Genomic DNA, 15,819 nt, shown 5'->3' with positions numbered 1-15,819 from the left:
ATCGCCAACGGCCCAGGGTTTCATTGCCTTTGCAAAATCGAAGGAGAACCACTACGTGGCAAAACAAATCATCATCGACCATGTCTTCAAGGTCTACGGCGACCAGCCGGAACAGGCATTGGAACTGGTCCGGCAAGGAGCCGGCAAGCAGGAAATCCTGGCCGAGACCGAATGCACGATCGGCGTGTTCGACGCCAGCTTTACCATCGAGGCGGGCGAGATCTTCGTCATCATGGGACTGTCCGGTTCGGGCAAGTCGACCCTGGTGCGCATGCTGAACCGCCTGGTCGAGCCGACCGCCGGCCGCATCCTGATCGACGGCGAAGACATCAATACGCTGCCGGATGCGCAGCTGCGCGCCCTGCGCCGCAAGGACATCAGCATGGTGTTCCAGTCCTTCGCCCTGCTGCCGCATGTGTCCGTGCTGGACAACACGGCCTTCGGCATGGAACTGGCCGGCATTCCCAAGGCCGAGCGCCATGCGCTGGCCCGGCAGGCGCTCGAGCAGGTGGGCCTCGCGGCCTACGACGCCAGTTATCCCGACGAATTGTCCGGCGGTATGCAGCAACGCGTGGGACTGGCGCGCGCCCTTGCTTGCGACCCGTCGATCCTGCTGATGGACGAGGCATTCTCCGCGCTCGATCCCATCATGCGCACGGAAATGCAATCGGAGCTGCTGCGCCTGCAGCAGATCAAGCGCCGCACCATCGTCTTCATTTCGCACGACCTCGATGAAGCCATGCGCATCGGCGACCGGGTCGCCATCATGAAGGACGGGCATGTGGTGCAAGTGGGCACGCCCGAGGAAATCCTGCGCAAGCCCGCCAACGATTACGTGCGCAACTTCGTGCGCGGCGTCGATGCGGCGGCCGTCTTCAAGGCCGGCGACATCGCCCGCAAGAGCCAGATCGTGGTGTCGGAATCGCCGAGCCGCGGTTCGCGCGCGGCGCTGTCGATGCTGGAAGAGCAGGACCGGGCCTACGCCTATGTCGTCAATCCGCGGCGCCAGTTCCTCGGGGTGGTGTCGGCCGATTCGCTGCGCAGCGCGCTCGACGGCCATACCGGTCCGCTGGGCCTGTCGCACGCCTACCTGCCGGATGTGCAGACCATTAATGCGGACGAGCCCGTTGCGGGCCTGTTCGGGCAAGTGGCGCAACTGCCGTATGCGGTGCCGGTGGTGGCCAGCGACGGCAGCTTCCGCGGCGCCATCAGCAAGACCACCTTGCTGAGGTTCCTCGACCGCGATACGCCTCCCATTGCCGAGCCACAAACACAGAAAGGACAAGCATGAATCCCAGTACCGTCACCGCCCAGGCGAACCCGTGGCTGCCGACCCCGCCGACCGATACTTCCTGGCTCGACGCGGCGGCGCCGGCCGTCACGCCCGACCCCGCCGGCGGCTTCCAGCTGACGCAACTCTTCGATGGTTCGCTGCCGCTGGAATCCTGGATCAACCAGGGCCTGGGCTGGGTGGTCGCGCATTGCCGGCCGTTCTTCCAGGCCGTGCGCGCGCCGATCGACGCCACCCTGGGCGGCATGGGCGAGCTGCTGCTGGCCGCACCGTCGATGGTGGTGATCGCCATCATCGGCCTGCTGGCCTGGCAATTCACCAGCCGCGCGCTGACCGTCGGCACCGTGCTGGCGCTGCTGGCCCTGTCGATGCTGGGCGTCTGGCCGGAAGCGATGATCACCCTGTCGCTGGTGCTGACCTCGCTGGCTTTCTGCCTGGCGATCGGTTTGCCGCTGGGGATCTTCCTGGCCAGCAGCGAGCGCGCGCAGAATATCCTGCGCCCGCTGCTGGACGCCATGCAGACCACGCCCGCCTTCGTGTACCTGGTGCCGGTGGTCATGCTGTTTGGGATCGGCAATGCGCCCGGCGTGATCGTGACCATCATCTTCGCCCTGCCGCCGCTGGTGCGCCTGACCAACCTGGGCATTCGCCAGGTCCGTCCCGACCTGGTCGAAGCGGCGCGCGCCTATGGCGCTTCCCCCTGGCAGCTGCTGACCCGCGTGCAGTTCCCGCTGGCCATGCCGTCGATCATGGCCGGCATCAACCAGTCGCTGATGCTGTCGCTGTCGATGGTGGTGATCGCCTCGATGATCGCGGTCGGCGGCCTGGGCCAGATGGTGCTGCGCGGGATTGGCCGCCTGGACATGGGTCTGGCCACCGTGGGCGGCCTCGGCATCGTGCTGCTGGCCATCACCCTGGACCGCCTGACGCAGGCACTGGGGAAACCGCGCCGCGGCGTGCGCCACTGGTACCAGACGGGCCCGGCCGGCTTCATCCTGCGCCTGGCGCGCGGCGGTCCGGCGCGCGGCGAAGCGTCGGCGCCCGCCAGGTCCGTCACTGCACAATAAGAAGAAGGGAAACTAATGGATCGTATCGAACACTACGAAGTCACGCACAAGGCGCAGCGCAGGTTCCGGTGGTTCTCGGCCCTGGCGCTTGCCGCGCTTGCCCTGACCACTAGCCTGGCCATGGCGCAAACGCCGGATGCCGGGCTGCCCGGCAAGGGCATCAAGGTACAGGCGCTGCAAAGCCCGATCGCCGAAGAAACCTTCCAGACCATGCTGGTCGACCGCGCCCTGGAAAAGCTGGGCTACGAGACGCAGCCGATCAAGGAAGTCGACTATCCGACCGCGCACATTGCGATTGCCAACGGCGACGCGACCTTCCTGGCCGTGCATTGGGACCCCCTGCACCAGGACTATTACGACAATGCCGGCGGCGACGGCAAGCTGCTGCGCGTAGGCCAATACGCCGGTCCGGCCGCGCAAGGCTACCTGATCGACAAGGCGACGGCCGACAAGTACCACATCACGAATATCGGCCAGTTGCGCGACCCGGCGCTGGCGAAGCTGTTCGACCAGGACGGCGACGGCAAGGCCGACCTGACCGGCTGCAATCCGGGCTGGGGCTGCGAAGCGATGATCGAAAACCACATGGACGCCTACAAGCTGCGCGCCACGGTCAAGCATGTGCAGGGCAGTTATTCGGCCCTGATCGCCGATACCATCGGCCGTTACCAGCGCGGCGAACCGATCCTGTACTACACCTGGACACCTTACTGGGTGAGCGGGGTGCTGGTGCCGGGCAAGGATGTGGTCTGGCTGCAGGTGCCGTTTTCGTCGAATCCGCAGAACGCGAATACCCGTCTCGACGACGGCAGCGACTATGGGTTTGCCGTCAACACGACGCGCATCGTCGTGAACCGCGCCTGGGCCGACAGGAATCCCGCGGCCGTGAAGCTGTTCGAAGTCATGCGCCTGCCGATCGCCGACATCAATGCGCAAAACGAGCGCATGCGGGCCGGCGAAAACAGCCAGGCCGATATCGCGCGCCATACGGCAGGCTGGATCAAATACCACCAGCAGCTGTTCGATGGCTGGATCGCGCAGGCGCTGGCGGCGGCGAAGCCCTGAGTCGAGCGCCGTTTGCGGCTTCCCCTCGTGGTGAGGGATGCCCGACTGACCGTGTCACGGCAAGGCACTCGTCAACGCGATGGCCTCTTATGCACGCGGAAGCTTCGTTTGGCGGGCGGCTTCGACACCGCGCCAACAGGGCCATGCCCGGCTTGCTTATGCCTGTCTTCGATATAGACGGGGTTGGAGCGCTCCATGATGCCAATGGCCCGAACGGAATCGAGTTCAAGCGCTCCGGTAAGGGTGATGACGTGGCGTCCGGGCAGGAAGGCCGATTCGTCTATTCTCTCAGGTGCATGGTGCCAGGGCCCGAATAGCCGCGTGAGTATCTGCTTGAGCGTTCCCCCGTGACCGGCGTCGGCTACGCGTTTGGTATCGTCAACCTCGGGAGGACTGACGAGTGAGGTTTCGGAGCGCGGAAACCCGGAGCGGAGCAATTCGTCCAGTACATCCTGGGCGTCGACCGGGTTGTTGAAGACTGCTGTGAGATCGTGGCGCATGACCTGCCTCTTTTCGCTTGCTCGTTCAATCAGGCGGCAGCCTTGTTCCAGACGTCTGCTGGAGCGACAGGTGCCGATGCATTTGGTGTCAGCGAAGCAGCTGACGGGTTCAGGCTATTCGACGAATTTCCCGGCAATGGCGGCTTCGGCGGAACCAAGGATGACCCGCGCCTGCTTTTTGCGTTCGGCCTGTGCCTGGCGGGACATGGCATCCTGCAGCACGACCGGTATGGCAACATCGCGAATTTCCACGGAAATTTCCTGTACAGATAATGGCATCCAGTGGCGGCGCTCCCTTTTCGGGAGTGCGCATCGCGCGGACGCACCGATCAAGACCTTACGCGCTCCCAGCCATGGCGTACCGCCGCCTTCACTTTGGCCCAGACCGGCGCGGCACTGCCTGCGTGTTCGGTTTCCCCTGGCACTTCGGGCGTGGCCATGTGCGTCGTTTCAGTGCCGGGCCTCGTTTCGTATGAATGGCCGGCAGTCTCCTTTGTATCCGTATCCAGCCGAATCCGGTTCCAGCCATGGGTTACGGCATTCTTGAAGTTTCCCCATGACGATAGTTGCCCCGCGTGGCGCGCGTTCCAGGCGTCCTCGACATCGGAAGGGGAGCTCCGCCAATCGCGGCTGCGATAATTCTCGCTGCGCTGTGCTTCGCTGTCGGACGGGGAGGCCGGGGCGTGCTCCCCGTACTCGCTATCGCTGGCACCGTGCGCGTATATTGCGTTCCAGTGGGTACGGTAATAACTGTCGTCGTCGATGTCGGGTGAGGTGCTGTTCCAGCCGCGGCGTACGGCATTCCTGCTTTCGTCCCAGGTCGCAGCGCCGTTCGCGCCTGCTTCCCAGCCGTTCTTCAAGCTGGGCTCGACCTCGTCCCAGGAACGGTTGCGGTACTTGTCACTGGTACGCATCTCCTTGCCATAGCGGTAGGCCGCCATGTCGTCGCCGTGTACCGCGCCGTGCGAATCCGCAAAGGTGGGCGGGGTGTGGACATATAGCCTGCCGTCGTCGGGATGAACCCATTGGGAGTCCGCGCCCATTATTTCCTGGAAGGTGTTGCCGGTCGGCGGCGCATCGGCACGCTGGGTGCCGAAGTAGCGACTGTCTTCATGGGCGCGGCTCTGCAGGGCGCCTGGCTCGGTACCGGGCGGGTAGGCGCGGGCCATCCGGCCGGCACCTCGTCCAGCGCCGACGCTGCCATGGTCCCAATCGTCATCGTGCGTTTCGATGCCGAGCGGACCGAAGCGCTCGATGATGGCGACCGCGCGCGCGATATCCGGTTCGGAATCGGCCGTGAGCGTCACGACGTGGTGTCCGCGCAGGAATGCATCGGAATATGCGACGCTATGCTCGCGCTGTCCGGTGTGGAACAGCCTCGCGGCGAGTCGTTTTACCGGGCCGCCGGCTTTTGCGTCCTCGCCGTCCAATCCGGCGTCGTCGTCTTGCGTAGTTGGGAGCTCGTTCGACAGGGCCGTATCGGCGGGCGAATATCCAGAGGCAAGCAATTCGTCCAGGACGTGCTGGGCATCGCTTCGGTGAGCGAAGACGGCTTTCAATGTGTGGCGCATGATGTACTCCCGATGTGACCGTTGCAAGCAGGAGTGGCGGGCGGGGCGGGGATGTGTCATGCCGTCGAGTGTGGCGACGACCGGTAGAGACCTCGCACGCTCCCCTGTACTACTTGCGTCGTGCCGGGAGTGGCCGTCACTAGCGGCCGTGTTCCGTGCATTGCCGTTGAATTACCGCGACCAGGCAGTGTGGGTCACTTCATGCAGTACGGCGCTTGAATAACAAAAGCATACGCCTAATCGGCGTCCCGTGTGCTCTATTTCACGCCGAGACGGTCAACGCCGGTCCGCAATGCGTCGCGCATAAGCTTTCATCAAGGGGCCAATCGACATGCCATGCGCCAGCATGGATGTTGTGCTACCAGGCATACAGGAAGATTCCTGGCGCCATAAACAAAAACGCCAACCCGCATGGGTTGGCGTTTTTGTTCACGGCATTCTTGGTGGCCCGGGGCGGAATCGAACCACCGACACAAGGATTTTCAATCCTCTGCTCTACCAACTGAGCTACCAGGCCAAGGCGGCGCATTGTAGCACGAAGTTACGATAAATCCATAATTTCGTGCACAAGGCGCCACGTTCCGCGAAGCTCGGCCGATTACCAGCCCAGATCCTTCAGCAGCGGCAGCGTCAGGTCGTACGGCGGCACCACGACGGTGGTCAGGTCGGGGTTGATGTTCGGCTCCATCAGCAGGTTCGGGAAGGCGGTCACGTCCCAGTGCGATACCGACGAGCCCGACACCAGCGGGTTCGGCGTGTACAGCAGCGGGTTGCCGTTGGCGTCCGCACCGGCGATGCGCACCGGATCGACGGTCAGGACGGCGGTGACGGTGCCCGGCTTGCTGCGGCTGCCGTAGGCGACGGCGGTGTTGACGGCGGACTTCAGCGCGTTGCCGTCGGCCTGGGTGACGCCGACCGCCGGGATGACGATGCTGCCGTCGCTGCCGCCAGGGATCAGGGCACCGGCTGCGTTGTTCGCCAGGATCACGCCGACCGCGCCGGCATTCTGCGCGTTCCTGACCTTGTCGACGAAGGGGCAGCTGCCGCGGCTGATGATCGCCACCTTGCCTTTCACCGCTGCCGTGTTGGCGGCGTCGAAGGGGCTGCAGCCCGGACCCGCTTCGCCGGCCTGGGTTGCAACGTTGGCCAGGACGCCCAGGGTGCCGCTGCTCGGGGGCAGCGGGCCGAAGCTGGCCGTGTTGAAGTCGATGTTCATGCTGCCGCCGGGCGCCGGCGAATTGGTCTGGATGATCGGGATGCGCTTGAGCATGCCGGCGCCTGCCTTCACGTTCGGGCCGATCCAGGCCAGTTGCAGCGGGTTGATGGCCGAGGCACGGCGCTCCAGGGAAGTCATGTTCAGCCAGGTCTTCTTGGCCGTGTTGTCATACATGTACTGTTCCCAGATGCTGGGCGTGCCGCCGGTGGCGACGTAGCCGGTGCCTGCGGCGTTCAGGCGGTTGCCGGTCGAGGTCTGCACGGTCAGCACCGAGAAGCCCAGGCCGTGGCCCAGTTCGTGCAGCAGGGTCTCGACGAAGTTGACCTTGGAGCCGGCATTGCCGTCCAGGCCCAGGTAGAACGGCGAGCCGTCCAGGCAGCCCGTGTTGCCCAGGTTGATGTTGAACTGGGTCTTGATGTCGACGTTGCCGTAGCCGCTGCCGTCGTCCGGCTGGCCGGCGCTCAGGTCGCTGCCGGCCAGCTTGTTGGCCAGCGCTTGCGGATACCAGGTGCCAGGCTTGGCGTTCGGGAAGTCGCGCCAGATGTTCCACGCGCCGGCGCTGCCGAGGGTGGCCGAGGTCGCGCTGCAGGTCAGGGCTTCCCAGCCCGCGCTGACGTTGATGGTGACGTTGCTCTGCAGGTTCTTTTCCCAGATGCCGGCCACGTAGCGGTAGACGTTCCAGCGCTGCTCGCCCAGGGTGGTGCCCGGGTTGCCGCCCACCGGTGCCACCGGGGTCGGGTCGTTGAAGCCCTTGCCGGCCGGGTCGCGGCTGGTGATGTTGATCGTGGCGGCCTGGGTAGCCAGGCAGGTCAGGGCGCAGGCGGCGGCGATCAGCGAACGCGAAATGACGGGGGTGAGCATGGATTACTCCGTAACTGGGGTGTTGGCGGCGGAATGGACATGGGCAGCGGCGGGTTGGCTGCCATGCGCGTCGGTGCAGACCATTTCGAGCTTGCCGTCGGCGGTGCGCACGACCGTCGAAGCGGTCAGGAACTCGTCGGTCAGGCGTACGCCGGTGGCGCCGTTGAGGTGGAATTTCTGCAGGGTCGGCTTGGGCGCTTCGCGCGCCAGATTGGCCTTGAGCGATTGCAGGGTGGCCTGTTCGGCGGCGGTGGCCGGGCGCAGCTTGCCGGTGTCGGCGTCACGGGTCACGGTTTGCGAATCGGTGGATTGCACGGCTTCCTGCTGCGCCTGTTGGGCGCCGGCGGGCAGGACGAAGGCGCACAGGGCCAGTCCGGCGGCGCCGGTGCCCAGCAGGCGCTGGATGGAATTCAGTTTCGACATGAGAGTCTCCAGAAATCGTGACGGGAATGATCAGGCGCGCGAACGGCGGCGTGCCGCGCCCAGGCCCAGCAGGCCGCCGACGATCAGCGCCATGCTGGCCGGTTCCGGCAAGTCGACGCGCAGGCTGTCCACGCCGGCATAGTTGGCGTTGTCGGCCGAGCCGGTGTACTGGAAGGCGAAGCGGACCGAGCCCAGCGTGCTGGTGCCGACCGAAGCGGTGTACTTGACCCAGTCGCTGTCCGGGACCGCGCTGACCGAGGTCAGGCCCAGGCCGGTCAGGGTGCCGTTGGCATTCACGAAGCCGAAGTTGATCTGGTCGAAATAACCGTCGAGGTGGTCGGCTCGCAGGTAGAAGGAGACGGTGGCGCCATGGCTGGCGTCGAAGATCGGGGTCAGCATCCAGGCATTGAGCGTGCCGCCGGCGGGTGCACCGTTGTAATTCGCTGCCGCGTACGAGTAGGGGCTGCCCGCCTGGCCGCCGAAGATGTTCTGGTCGCCCTGGAACCAGCCGGGAGTGAGGCCGCCCGGGGTACTGTTGTTGGTGAATACCCATCCCTTGGCGGCCAGGCCTGCCACGTTCTCGAATCCCTCGCTGAGCACGACCCCGGCCTGTGCCGACATCGCCGTTCCTGCAAGTGCCATTGCGGCTAACGCTTTCTTTATCATTTGTATTGCGCTCCTGTGTATGAACGATGGGTGGGCCTTGCCTCGCGCCCCGGATTGGCGGGTAGCCAACGGCGTATGTATTGCACGATACGTGCCAGGACTGTAAGCAATTGATTTCGTATAGGGAAATTTTAACAAAAGCAAAAATGTCATCAAAATGTAAGATTTTTCGACTGGAAAGTAATTTTTAACAAGAAATTACTGTTGTTCCATTGAATTAAATGAAATTCTATGCTCATAAATGACACAAGGAAATTTCACGTAAAATTAACAATTCTCCTGTGAAGGCCGTTGTCGATACGATCGGCAAAGCGGGGTGAGGAAGACGCCGGAGCAAGGCTGAGCCGCGTTCGAGCGGGTGTAAAGATTGCCGACAACGATTACGCCGGCGCAGCGGCGAAGAGGCAGTAAACGCAAACAGGCGCCGGTCGGCGCCTGTGTGCGGTCAGGAGGATGGGAGGGTCAGGCGCGTGCCTTGGCGCGCTCGGCGTGCTGGCGGTCGAGCGCCAGGCGTAGTTCCTTGCGCCCTTTCGCTTCTTCGAAACGGCGGGCTTCGTCGGGCGTGGACGGCTGCAGTGGCGGCACCGCCACCGGTTTCTTGTCGTCGCCGACGGCCACCATGGTGAAGAAACAGCTGTTCACGTGGCGTACTTCCTGGGTACGGATGCTCTCGGCCAGCACCTTGATGCCGATTTCCATCGAGCTATGGCCGGTATAGTTGACGGCCGCCAGGAAGGTCACCAGCTCGCCCACGTGGATGGGCTGGCGGAAGGTGACCTGGTCGACGCTCATCGTCACCACATAGGCGCCGGCATAGCGGCTGGCGCAGGCATAGGCCACCTGGTCGAGCAGCTTGAGGATGTGGCCGCCGTGGACGTTGCCGGAAAAATTGGCGGTATCGGGGGTCATCAGCACCGTCATGCTCAGCTGATGGTTGGGAAGACTCATTCTTTCTCCTTGCGTATTTCCTGGTACTTGATACCTGACACCGCATGCTGACATGGAAACCCCGGTGAGGCAACCGCAGGCTCAGGCCCCTAAAATTGCTACCTTACCCAGAAAGGATCATCCGATGGCTCTTCTGCTCGTCCCCGGCTTCATGGCCGACGACACCCTGTGGCGCGACCTCGAGGTGCCGCTGGCGCGCTTCGCGCCGGTCCACCACGCCGACCTGCGCCACGACGGCACGATCGAGGCGATGGCGCGCCGGGCGCTCGAGACGGCACCGCCGTCTTTCCTGCTGGTCGGCTTTTCGATGGGCGGCTACGTCGCGCGCGAGATCGCCCGCCTGGCGCCGGAGCGGGTGCGGGCGCTGGTGCTGATCGCCACCTCGACCCGTCCCGACAGCCCGGCGCTCAGGCAGCGCAAGGGCGCCATCGGCAAGGCGGCGCCGTCGCTTGCCTTCAGTGGCCTGAGCCGCATTGCGGTGGCGTCGTCGCTGCATCCGAAGCAGCGCGACAACGAGGCGCTGATCGAGCGGGTGCGGGCGATGGGGGTGCGGCTGGGAGGCGAGGTGTTCCGGCGCCAGTCGATGCTGGAGCGCCCCGGCGACCTCGATCGCCTGATTGAAATCCGCTGCCCGACCCTGGTGGTGGCGGCCGCCCAGGACCAGTTGCGCAGCCTGGAGGAGGCGCGCGAGCTGCAGGCCGGCATCCCGGGCGCCACCCTCGAGGTGATCGAGGATAGCGGGCACATGATCCCGATCGAGGCGCCGGCGCGCCTCGCCGCGGTCATCGTGCCCTGGCTGGAGCGCCACGGCGGCTGACCGCAGTCCGTCCTGATCAGGCCTTGTTCGCGCGCGCCTTGATCGCCTCCGCCACGCCCTGGCCATAAGCCGGATCGGCCTTCAGGAAGTGCCCGATCTGGCGGTCCTGGATCGCGGCATCGGCCTGGGAGAGGGAGCCGGCGATGTTCTCGATCAGGTTGCGCTTTTCTTCTTCGTCCAGCAGGCGGAACAGATTGCCGGCCTGGCTGAAGTGATCGTCAAGGGCGCGGGTGTCGTAGCGGCCCGCCGTTCCCTCGAGCTGCCAGCCGGCGTCGCCGTGGCCGAAACCGCCCGCCGCCGGGACGCCGGCGCGCACGGGATCGTAGTTGGGCGCAGCGCCGCCGTTGGCGATCGCCATCGCGCCGTCGCGCTGCTGGTTGTGGAAGGGGCAGCGCGGACGGTTCACCGGCAGGTGCTGGTGGTTGGTGCCGACACGGTAGAGCTGGGCGTCGTGGTAGGCGAACAGGCGCGCCTGCAGCATCTTGTCCGGGCTGTAGCCCAGGCCCGGCACGATATTCGACGGCGACAGCGCGGCCTGCTCGACGTCGGCGTGGTAGTTGTCCGGATTGCGGTTCAGTTCCAGGATGCCGACCGGGATGCGCGGGAAATCGCCCTGGGGCCAGACCTTGGTCAGGTCGAACGCATCCCAGCCGGTTTTCGCTTCCCAGGCGGCGCGCTGTTCGTCGTCCATCACCTGGATCTCGACGCTCCAGCGCGGATAGTCGCCTTTCGCGATCGCGTTGAACAGGTCGCGCTGGGCGTAGTCCGGGTCGACGCCGGCCAGGCGCACCGCCTCGGCGGCAGGCAGGTTCTTGATGCCCTGCAGGGTCTTGAAGTGCCACTTGACCCACACGCGCCGGCCTTCCTCGTTGATCAGGCTGTAGGTGTGGCTGCCGAAGCCGTCCATGTGGCGGTAGCCGTCCGGGGTGCCGCGGCTTGAAAACAGAATCGTCACCTGGTGCAGGCTTTCCGGCGCGCGGCTCCAGAAGTCCCAGACATGCTGGGCCGATTTCAGGTTGGTCTGCGGATCGCGCTTCTGGGTGTGGATGAAGTCCGGGAACTTGATGCCGTCCTTCAGGAAGAAAGTCGGGGTGTTGTTGCCGACCAGGTCCCAGTTGCCTTCCTCGGTATAGAAGCGCAGGGCGAAACCGCGCGGATCGCGTTCGGTGTCGGCCGAACCCTTTTCGCCGCCGACCGTCGAGAAGCGCAGGAAGGTCTCGGTCTGCTTGCCGATCTCGCTGAACAGCTTCGCTTTCGTGTACTTGCTGATGTCATGGGTGACGGTGAAGCTGCCGTAGGCGCCCGAGCCCTTGGCGTGGACCACGCGCTCGGGGATGCGCTCGCGGTTGAAGTGCTGGAGCTTTTCGATCAGGTGGAAATCCTGCAGCAGGACCGGACCGCGCGGACCGGCGGTGATCGAGTTCTGGTTGTCGGTGACGGGAATGCCGGAGGCGGTGGTGAGATCGGTCATGTCAGCTCCTGTGAGGATGATTTTCTATCGGTTTCAAGGGTTCGATAGCGTTTATTGATGAATCCATGGTAGAGCTTTCATCTCATATGCGCAATCTATCTATTTATATGGATCCGATAGAAAATATAAATTCACTCGGCATGGGCGAAAAAAAAGCGCCGACCCCGAAGGGCGGCGCTTTTGAATCCGGCTGAGGCCGGCGTTTACACCAGGGTCAGGGTGACGTCGATGTTGCCGCGGGTCGCGTTCGAGTAGGGGCAGACGCCGTGGGCGGCTTCGACCAGTTCCTGTGCCTGCGCACGGTCCATGCCCGGCAGGCTTACCGCCAGTTCCACCGCCAGGCCGAAACCGGCCGGGATCGGGCCGATCGAGACGCTGGCGTCGATGGCCGCATCGGCCGGCACCGCGATCTTCTTCTGGCCGGCGACGAATTTCATCGCGCCCATGAAGCAGGCCGAGTAGCCGGCGGCGAACAGCTGTTCCGGATTGGTGGCGTCACCCTTGCCGCCCATTTCCGTCGGCGGCGCCAGGCGCACGTCCAGCAGCTTGTCGCTGGAGACGGAACGGCCTTCGCGGCCGCCGGTGGTGTGTGCTTTTGCGGTGTACAGGACCTTGTCGAGCTTGGTGGTCATCGCTTTACCCTTTCGTGGTTGATGTGTCGTGTGTGTCGTGTGCTTCGATGGGATGAATCATAGCGCGAAATTAAATAGCGTGCTATTTAATTGTCGCTATCGAAACGATAGCGGAAAACATGGCAGGTCCCTTACTGCCCTGTTGGCCGGCCGAACATCTGGGTCCAGAAGGGCGTGCGGTTCTCGTTGGCCGGATTCACGGCATAGGCCGCGCCCATCTCCGTGAAAGCCGGATTCATGATGTTGGCGCAATGGCCGGGGCTGCCCAGCCAGTCGCTCACGGCTTGCGCCACCGTGCGCTGGCCGGAGGCGATGTTCTCGCCGATCCGGCTCCAGTGGTAGCCGGATCGGGTGGCGCGCTCGGGCGGGTCGCTGCCGCCTGGTTCCTTGTGGCTGTGGTAGTGCTTGGCGGCCATGTCCTGGCTGTGGCCCAGGGCGGCCGCGGCGAGGGTCTCGTTCCAGGCCAGGGGCGGGGCCGCGCCAAAGGCCTGGGCGCCGCAGTTGCGCGGCGTGGCGCGCGCCTCGTTGACGCGGGCCAGCAGTTCCTGGCTCAGTTGCGCCGGATCGGGCAGGGCAGGGTAGACCAGCGGATGGGCCAGGATCACCTGCCACTCGTTGCCGCTGCGCGAAACGCCGACCGCCGAGAACTCGGCGCTCAGGATACGGCCGCAGTACTTGCCGCGGATGACGTCCAGCGCTGCCTGCGCATCCTGCGGCCCGCTCACCGAGATCATCTCGGCGCGGTCGGCCGCGTAGCCGGCCTGCTTCAGGGCCGGTTCGAGAAAGGTGCCGAAGCCGATGCGCAGCCTGGCCAATGCGGTCTCGTTCGCCAGCGGCGCGAGCGGGCGGACGGCGCGGCCCGCGCAGCTGCCGGGCGCGGCGCGGTAGGCGTTGATCAGGGCTGCGAGTTCGTCGCCGTCGCGCGCGAAGGCGGGCGCCGCGGCCAACACGGCACAGGCGAGCGCGGCGGTGAACAGTCGGGACGATGCGGGCATGACGGGATGATGGGGCCGGCGAACCGGGATCGCAAGGTGAAGCATTCTCGAAGCAACACATGCATATGCGAAAACCATGATGAAACCTTGGCATCAGGCAAAGATTAAATTAGGATCGACGGTTCGAATCACCCGATCTACCTTGGAGACAACACAATGAAGCGTACCCTGTGCAGCGCCCTGATCGCGGGCCTGTTCGCCAGCCTTGCCCACGCCGGCACGCCCGCCAACGTTGCGGCAGCTGAACCATCGGCGGCCTCGAGCGCGGCAGCCGGCTTCCGTTCCGGCGTCGACGCCGGCGCGCTGGACGCCGCGGTACGCCCGCAGGACGATTTCTTCCGCTACTCGCAAGGCAAGTGGCTGAAGGACGTCGACATCCCCAACGACCGCTCCAGCTGGGGCGCCTTCAACATCGCCGCCGACAAGGTCGAGCAGCAGATCCGCACCCTGATCGAACAGGCCGCCCAGGACAAGAACGCGAAAGCCGGTTCCGACACCCAGAAGATGGGCGACTTCTACACCAGCTACGTGAACCAGCAGCGCCGCGACGAACTCGGCCTGGCCCCGCTGAAGGGCGAGCTGGCGCGCGTCGCCGCGCTGAAGGACAAGAAGGCGCTGGCCAGGCTGGCCGCCCACTTCGAGCGCATCGGCGCCGGTTCGCCGGTGAACATGGGCGTGCGCCAGGACAGCCGCGATTCGACCCGCTACATCGTCGGCATCTCGCAGTCGGGCCTGGGCATGCCGAACCGCGATTTCTACCTGCAGGACGAGGCCAGATTAGCCGACACCCGCGCCAAGTACCTGGCCCACGTCGAGAAGATGCTGAGCCTGGCCGGCCACAAGGATGCCGCCGCCGAAGCGAAGGCCATCGTGGCGCTGGAAACCGAGATCGCCAAGGTGCAGTGGAGCGCCGTCGAGAACCGCGACCCGGTCAAGCGCTACAACAAGATGAAGGTCGCCGAGCTGAAGACCCTGGCCCCGGGTTTCGACTGGGCCACCTACCTGAAGGACACCGGCGTCGGCAAGGCGACCGAAGTCGTGGTCAGCCAGCCGTCCTACCTGCAGGGCCTGGATAAAATCATTGCCGCGACCCCGGTCGAGACCTGGCAGTCCTACTTCAGCTTCCGCCTGATCAGCGCCTATGCGAACTACCTGTCGCAGGCCTTCGAAGACGAGAGCTTCGCCTTCCGCGGCGCGGTGCTGAGCGGCACCAAGGTCAACCGCCCGCTGGAGAAGCGCGCGATCGCCCAGGTCAACCGCGACCTCGGCGAAGTGGTCGGCAAGGTCTATGTCGAGCACTACTTCCCGGCCGAGCGCAAGAAGCAGGTCGAAGAGATGGTCCACAATTTCATGCTGGCCTACAAGGAACGCATCGAGACCCTGGACTGGATGAGCGACGAGACCAAGAAGGCCGCCCAGGCCAAGCTGGCAAAGATCTCGGTGAAGGTCGGCTATCCGGACAAGTGGCGCGATTACTCCTCGCTCACCATCAAGCGTGACGACCTGGTCGGCAACGTGATGCGTACCCGCGAGTTCGAGCACAACCGTAACGTCAGCAAGCTGGGCAAGCCGGTCGACCGCAGCGAATGGGGCATGACGCCGCAGACCGTGAACGCCTACTACAGCCCGACCATGAACGAGATCGTGTTCCCGGCGGCGCGCCTGCAAGCCCCGCTGTACGACGCGGACGCCGAGCCGGCCATCAACTACGGCGCGGTCGGCATCTCGATCGGCCACGAGATGAGCCATGCCTTCGACGACTCGGGTTCGCAGTACGACGGCGACGGCAACCTGCGCAACTGGTGGACCAAGGAAGACGGCGAGAAATTCCGCGCCAAGGCCAAGGTGCTGGTGAACCAGTACGCCGGCTACAGCCCGGTCGACGGCTACCACCTGAACGGCGAGCTGACCCTGGGCGAGAACATCGCCGACAACGCCGGCGCCATCATGGCCAGCCGCGCCTACAGGATCTCGCTGAAGGGCAAGCCGGCACCGGTGATCGACGGCTACACCGCCGAGCAGCGCATCTTCATGGGCATGGCCCAGGCCCGCCGCGGCAAGGCGCGCGACGCCGCCCTGATCGCCCAGGTCAAGTCGGACCCGCACTCGCCGGCGGAATTCCGCGTCAACGGCAGCCTGCGCAACCACCCGGGCTTCTACGAGACCTTCGACGTCAAGCCGGGCGACAAGATGTACCTGGCGCCGGAAGATCGCGTGATTTTCTGGTAATCGCTGTCGCTTGAAATTCGTCGTCCCCGCGCAGGGGCCTCGCGCAGCGAGGCGCCTTCGCGGGGAC

General features: G+C 64.8%; 14 protein-coding genes, 1 tRNA gene and 1 pseudogene. 5 read left to right on the top strand and 11 right to left on the bottom strand.

What is annotated here, in order from left to right; genetic code table 11:
• Window positions 1-55: 55 nt before the first annotated feature.
• The 3 genes from proV to proX are packed head-to-tail and all read left to right on the top strand — an operon-like array spanning window position 56 to window position 3,423.
• Window positions 56-1,291 (top strand): glycine betaine/L-proline ABC transporter ATP-binding protein ProV, encoded by a 1,236-nt coding sequence (gene proV / locus AC1DOQ_RS04070; protein ID WP_477360523.1) that lies wholly within the window; start codon window positions 56-58, stop codon window positions 1,289-1,291.
• Entirely contained in the window at window positions 1,288-2,358 is a 1,071-nt protein-coding gene (gene proW, locus AC1DOQ_RS04065) for a glycine betaine/L-proline ABC transporter permease ProW (RefSeq protein WP_477360521.1), read from the top strand. Before proV ends, proW begins: the two co-directional genes overlap by 4 nt.
• A 15-nt stretch (window positions 2,359-2,373) precedes the next feature.
• On the top strand, window positions 2,374-3,423 hold the full coding sequence (gene proX, locus AC1DOQ_RS04060; RefSeq protein WP_477360519.1) for a glycine betaine/L-proline ABC transporter substrate-binding protein ProX: 1,050 nt from the start codon (window positions 2,374-2,376) through the stop codon (window positions 3,421-3,423).
• A 71-nt stretch (window positions 3,424-3,494) separates the two neighbouring features.
• On the opposite strand, the gene AC1DOQ_RS04055 is transcribed toward proX, so the two are convergent.
• The 8 genes and pseudogenes from AC1DOQ_RS04055 to AC1DOQ_RS04020 all read right to left on the bottom strand — a co-directional run bounded on the left by AC1DOQ_RS04055 (window position 3,495) and on the right by AC1DOQ_RS04020 (window position 9,608).
• Window positions 3,495-3,923 (bottom strand): hypothetical protein, encoded by a 429-nt coding sequence (locus tag AC1DOQ_RS04055; RefSeq protein WP_477360517.1) that lies wholly within the window; start codon window positions 3,921-3,923, stop codon window positions 3,495-3,497.
• 117 nt (window positions 3,924-4,040) lie between these two features.
• Window positions 4,041-4,178 (bottom strand): annotated as a pseudogene (locus AC1DOQ_RS04050) (slipin family protein); the annotation flags it as partial.
• A gap of 74 nt (window positions 4,179-4,252) precedes the next feature.
• On the bottom strand, window positions 4,253-5,494 hold the full coding sequence (locus AC1DOQ_RS04045; protein WP_477360515.1) for a hypothetical protein: 1,242 nt from the start codon (window positions 5,492-5,494) through the stop codon (window positions 4,253-4,255).
• Window positions 5,495-5,935: 441 nt separating this feature from the next.
• Window positions 5,936-6,011, bottom strand: a tRNA-Phe gene (locus AC1DOQ_RS04040).
• Between the two features lie 81 nt (window positions 6,012-6,092).
• Window positions 6,093-7,571, bottom strand: coding sequence for a PA domain-containing protein (locus tag AC1DOQ_RS04035; protein ID WP_477360513.1), 1,479 nt, complete (start codon window positions 7,569-7,571; stop codon window positions 6,093-6,095).
• A 3-nt stretch (window positions 7,572-7,574) separates the two neighbouring features.
• A complete protein-coding gene (locus AC1DOQ_RS04030) occupies window positions 7,575-7,994 on the bottom strand; it encodes a post-PEP-CTERM-1 domain-containing protein (RefSeq protein ID WP_477360511.1) in 420 nt (139 codons plus the stop codon).
• Window positions 7,995-8,024: 30 nt separating this feature from the next.
• Complete coding sequence (locus AC1DOQ_RS04025) at window positions 8,025-8,615, bottom strand: choice-of-anchor J domain-containing protein (protein WP_477360509.1); 591 nt, start codon at window positions 8,613-8,615, stop codon at window positions 8,025-8,027.
• Between the two features lie 507 nt (window positions 8,616-9,122).
• Window positions 9,123-9,608: an acyl-CoA thioesterase gene (locus AC1DOQ_RS04020; RefSeq protein WP_477360507.1), complete on the bottom strand. Its 486-nt coding sequence runs from the start codon at window positions 9,606-9,608 to the stop codon at window positions 9,123-9,125.
• A 124-nt stretch (window positions 9,609-9,732) separates the two neighbouring features.
• Here AC1DOQ_RS04020 and AC1DOQ_RS04015 point away from each other — a divergent pair, with 124 nt between their 5' ends.
• A complete protein-coding gene (locus tag AC1DOQ_RS04015; RefSeq protein ID WP_477360505.1) occupies window positions 9,733-10,425 on the top strand; it encodes an alpha/beta fold hydrolase in 693 nt (230 codons plus the stop codon).
• Between the two features lie 16 nt (window positions 10,426-10,441).
• Here AC1DOQ_RS04015 and AC1DOQ_RS04010 read toward each other — a convergent pair whose 3' ends face one another.
• The 3 genes from AC1DOQ_RS04010 to AC1DOQ_RS04000 form a co-directional block, all read right to left on the bottom strand.
• The gene (locus AC1DOQ_RS04010) at window positions 10,442-11,896 is read right to left on the bottom strand and encodes a catalase (protein ID WP_477360503.1); all 1,455 of its coding nucleotides are present in this window, start codon (window positions 11,894-11,896) and stop codon (window positions 10,442-10,444) included.
• A gap of 203 nt (window positions 11,897-12,099) precedes the next feature.
• A complete protein-coding gene (locus AC1DOQ_RS04005) occupies window positions 12,100-12,528 on the bottom strand; it encodes an organic hydroperoxide resistance protein (RefSeq protein WP_477360501.1) in 429 nt (142 codons plus the stop codon).
• 131 nt (window positions 12,529-12,659) lie between these two features.
• A complete protein-coding gene (locus AC1DOQ_RS04000) occupies window positions 12,660-13,523 on the bottom strand; it encodes a CAP domain-containing protein (RefSeq protein ID WP_477360499.1) in 864 nt (287 codons plus the stop codon).
• Window positions 13,524-13,679: 156 nt separating this feature from the next.
• Between AC1DOQ_RS04000 and AC1DOQ_RS03995 the strand changes: the two genes are divergently transcribed.
• A complete protein-coding gene (locus AC1DOQ_RS03995; protein ID WP_477360497.1) occupies window positions 13,680-15,752 on the top strand; it encodes a M13 family metallopeptidase in 2,073 nt (690 codons plus the stop codon).
• Window positions 15,753-15,819: the final 67 nt, after the last annotated feature.

Source organism: Massilia sp. 01N417 (assembly GCF_056399645.1).
This window is presented reverse-complemented; position numbering and strand designations above follow the sequence as displayed.

Coding starts and splice junctions, on each gene's coding strand:
- proW (WP_477360521.1), top strand. CDS start 1,288: ATGAATCCCAGTACCGTCACCGCCCAGGCGAACCCGTGGCTGCCGACC.
- proX (WP_477360519.1), top strand. CDS start 2,374: ATGGATCGTATCGAACACTACGAAGTCACGCACAAGGCGCAGCGCAGG.
- AC1DOQ_RS04055 (WP_477360517.1), bottom strand. CDS start 3,923: ATGCGCCACGATCTCACAGCAGTCTTCAACAACCCGGTCGACGCCCAG.
- AC1DOQ_RS04045 (WP_477360515.1), bottom strand. CDS start 5,494: ATGCGCCACACATTGAAAGCCGTCTTCGCTCACCGAAGCGATGCCCAG.
- AC1DOQ_RS04035 (WP_477360513.1), bottom strand. CDS start 7,571: ATGCTCACCCCCGTCATTTCGCGTTCGCTGATCGCCGCCGCCTGCGCC.
- AC1DOQ_RS04030 (WP_477360511.1), bottom strand. CDS start 7,994: ATGTCGAAACTGAATTCCATCCAGCGCCTGCTGGGCACCGGCGCCGCC.
- AC1DOQ_RS04025 (WP_477360509.1), bottom strand. CDS start 8,615: ATGTCGGCACAGGCCGGGGTCGTGCTCAGCGAGGGATTCGAGAACGTG.
- AC1DOQ_RS04020 (WP_477360507.1), bottom strand. CDS start 9,608: ATGAGTCTTCCCAACCATCAGCTGAGCATGACGGTGCTGATGACCCCC.
- AC1DOQ_RS04015 (WP_477360505.1), top strand. CDS start 9,733: ATGGCTCTTCTGCTCGTCCCCGGCTTCATGGCCGACGACACCCTGTGG.
- AC1DOQ_RS04010 (WP_477360503.1), bottom strand. CDS start 11,896: ATGACCGATCTCACCACCGCCTCCGGCATTCCCGTCACCGACAACCAG.
- AC1DOQ_RS04005 (WP_477360501.1), bottom strand. CDS start 12,528: ATGACCACCAAGCTCGACAAGGTCCTGTACACCGCAAAAGCACACACC.
- AC1DOQ_RS04000 (WP_477360499.1), bottom strand. CDS start 13,523: ATGCCCGCATCGTCCCGACTGTTCACCGCCGCGCTCGCCTGTGCCGTG.
- AC1DOQ_RS03995 (WP_477360497.1), top strand. CDS start 13,680: ATGAAGCGTACCCTGTGCAGCGCCCTGATCGCGGGCCTGTTCGCCAGC.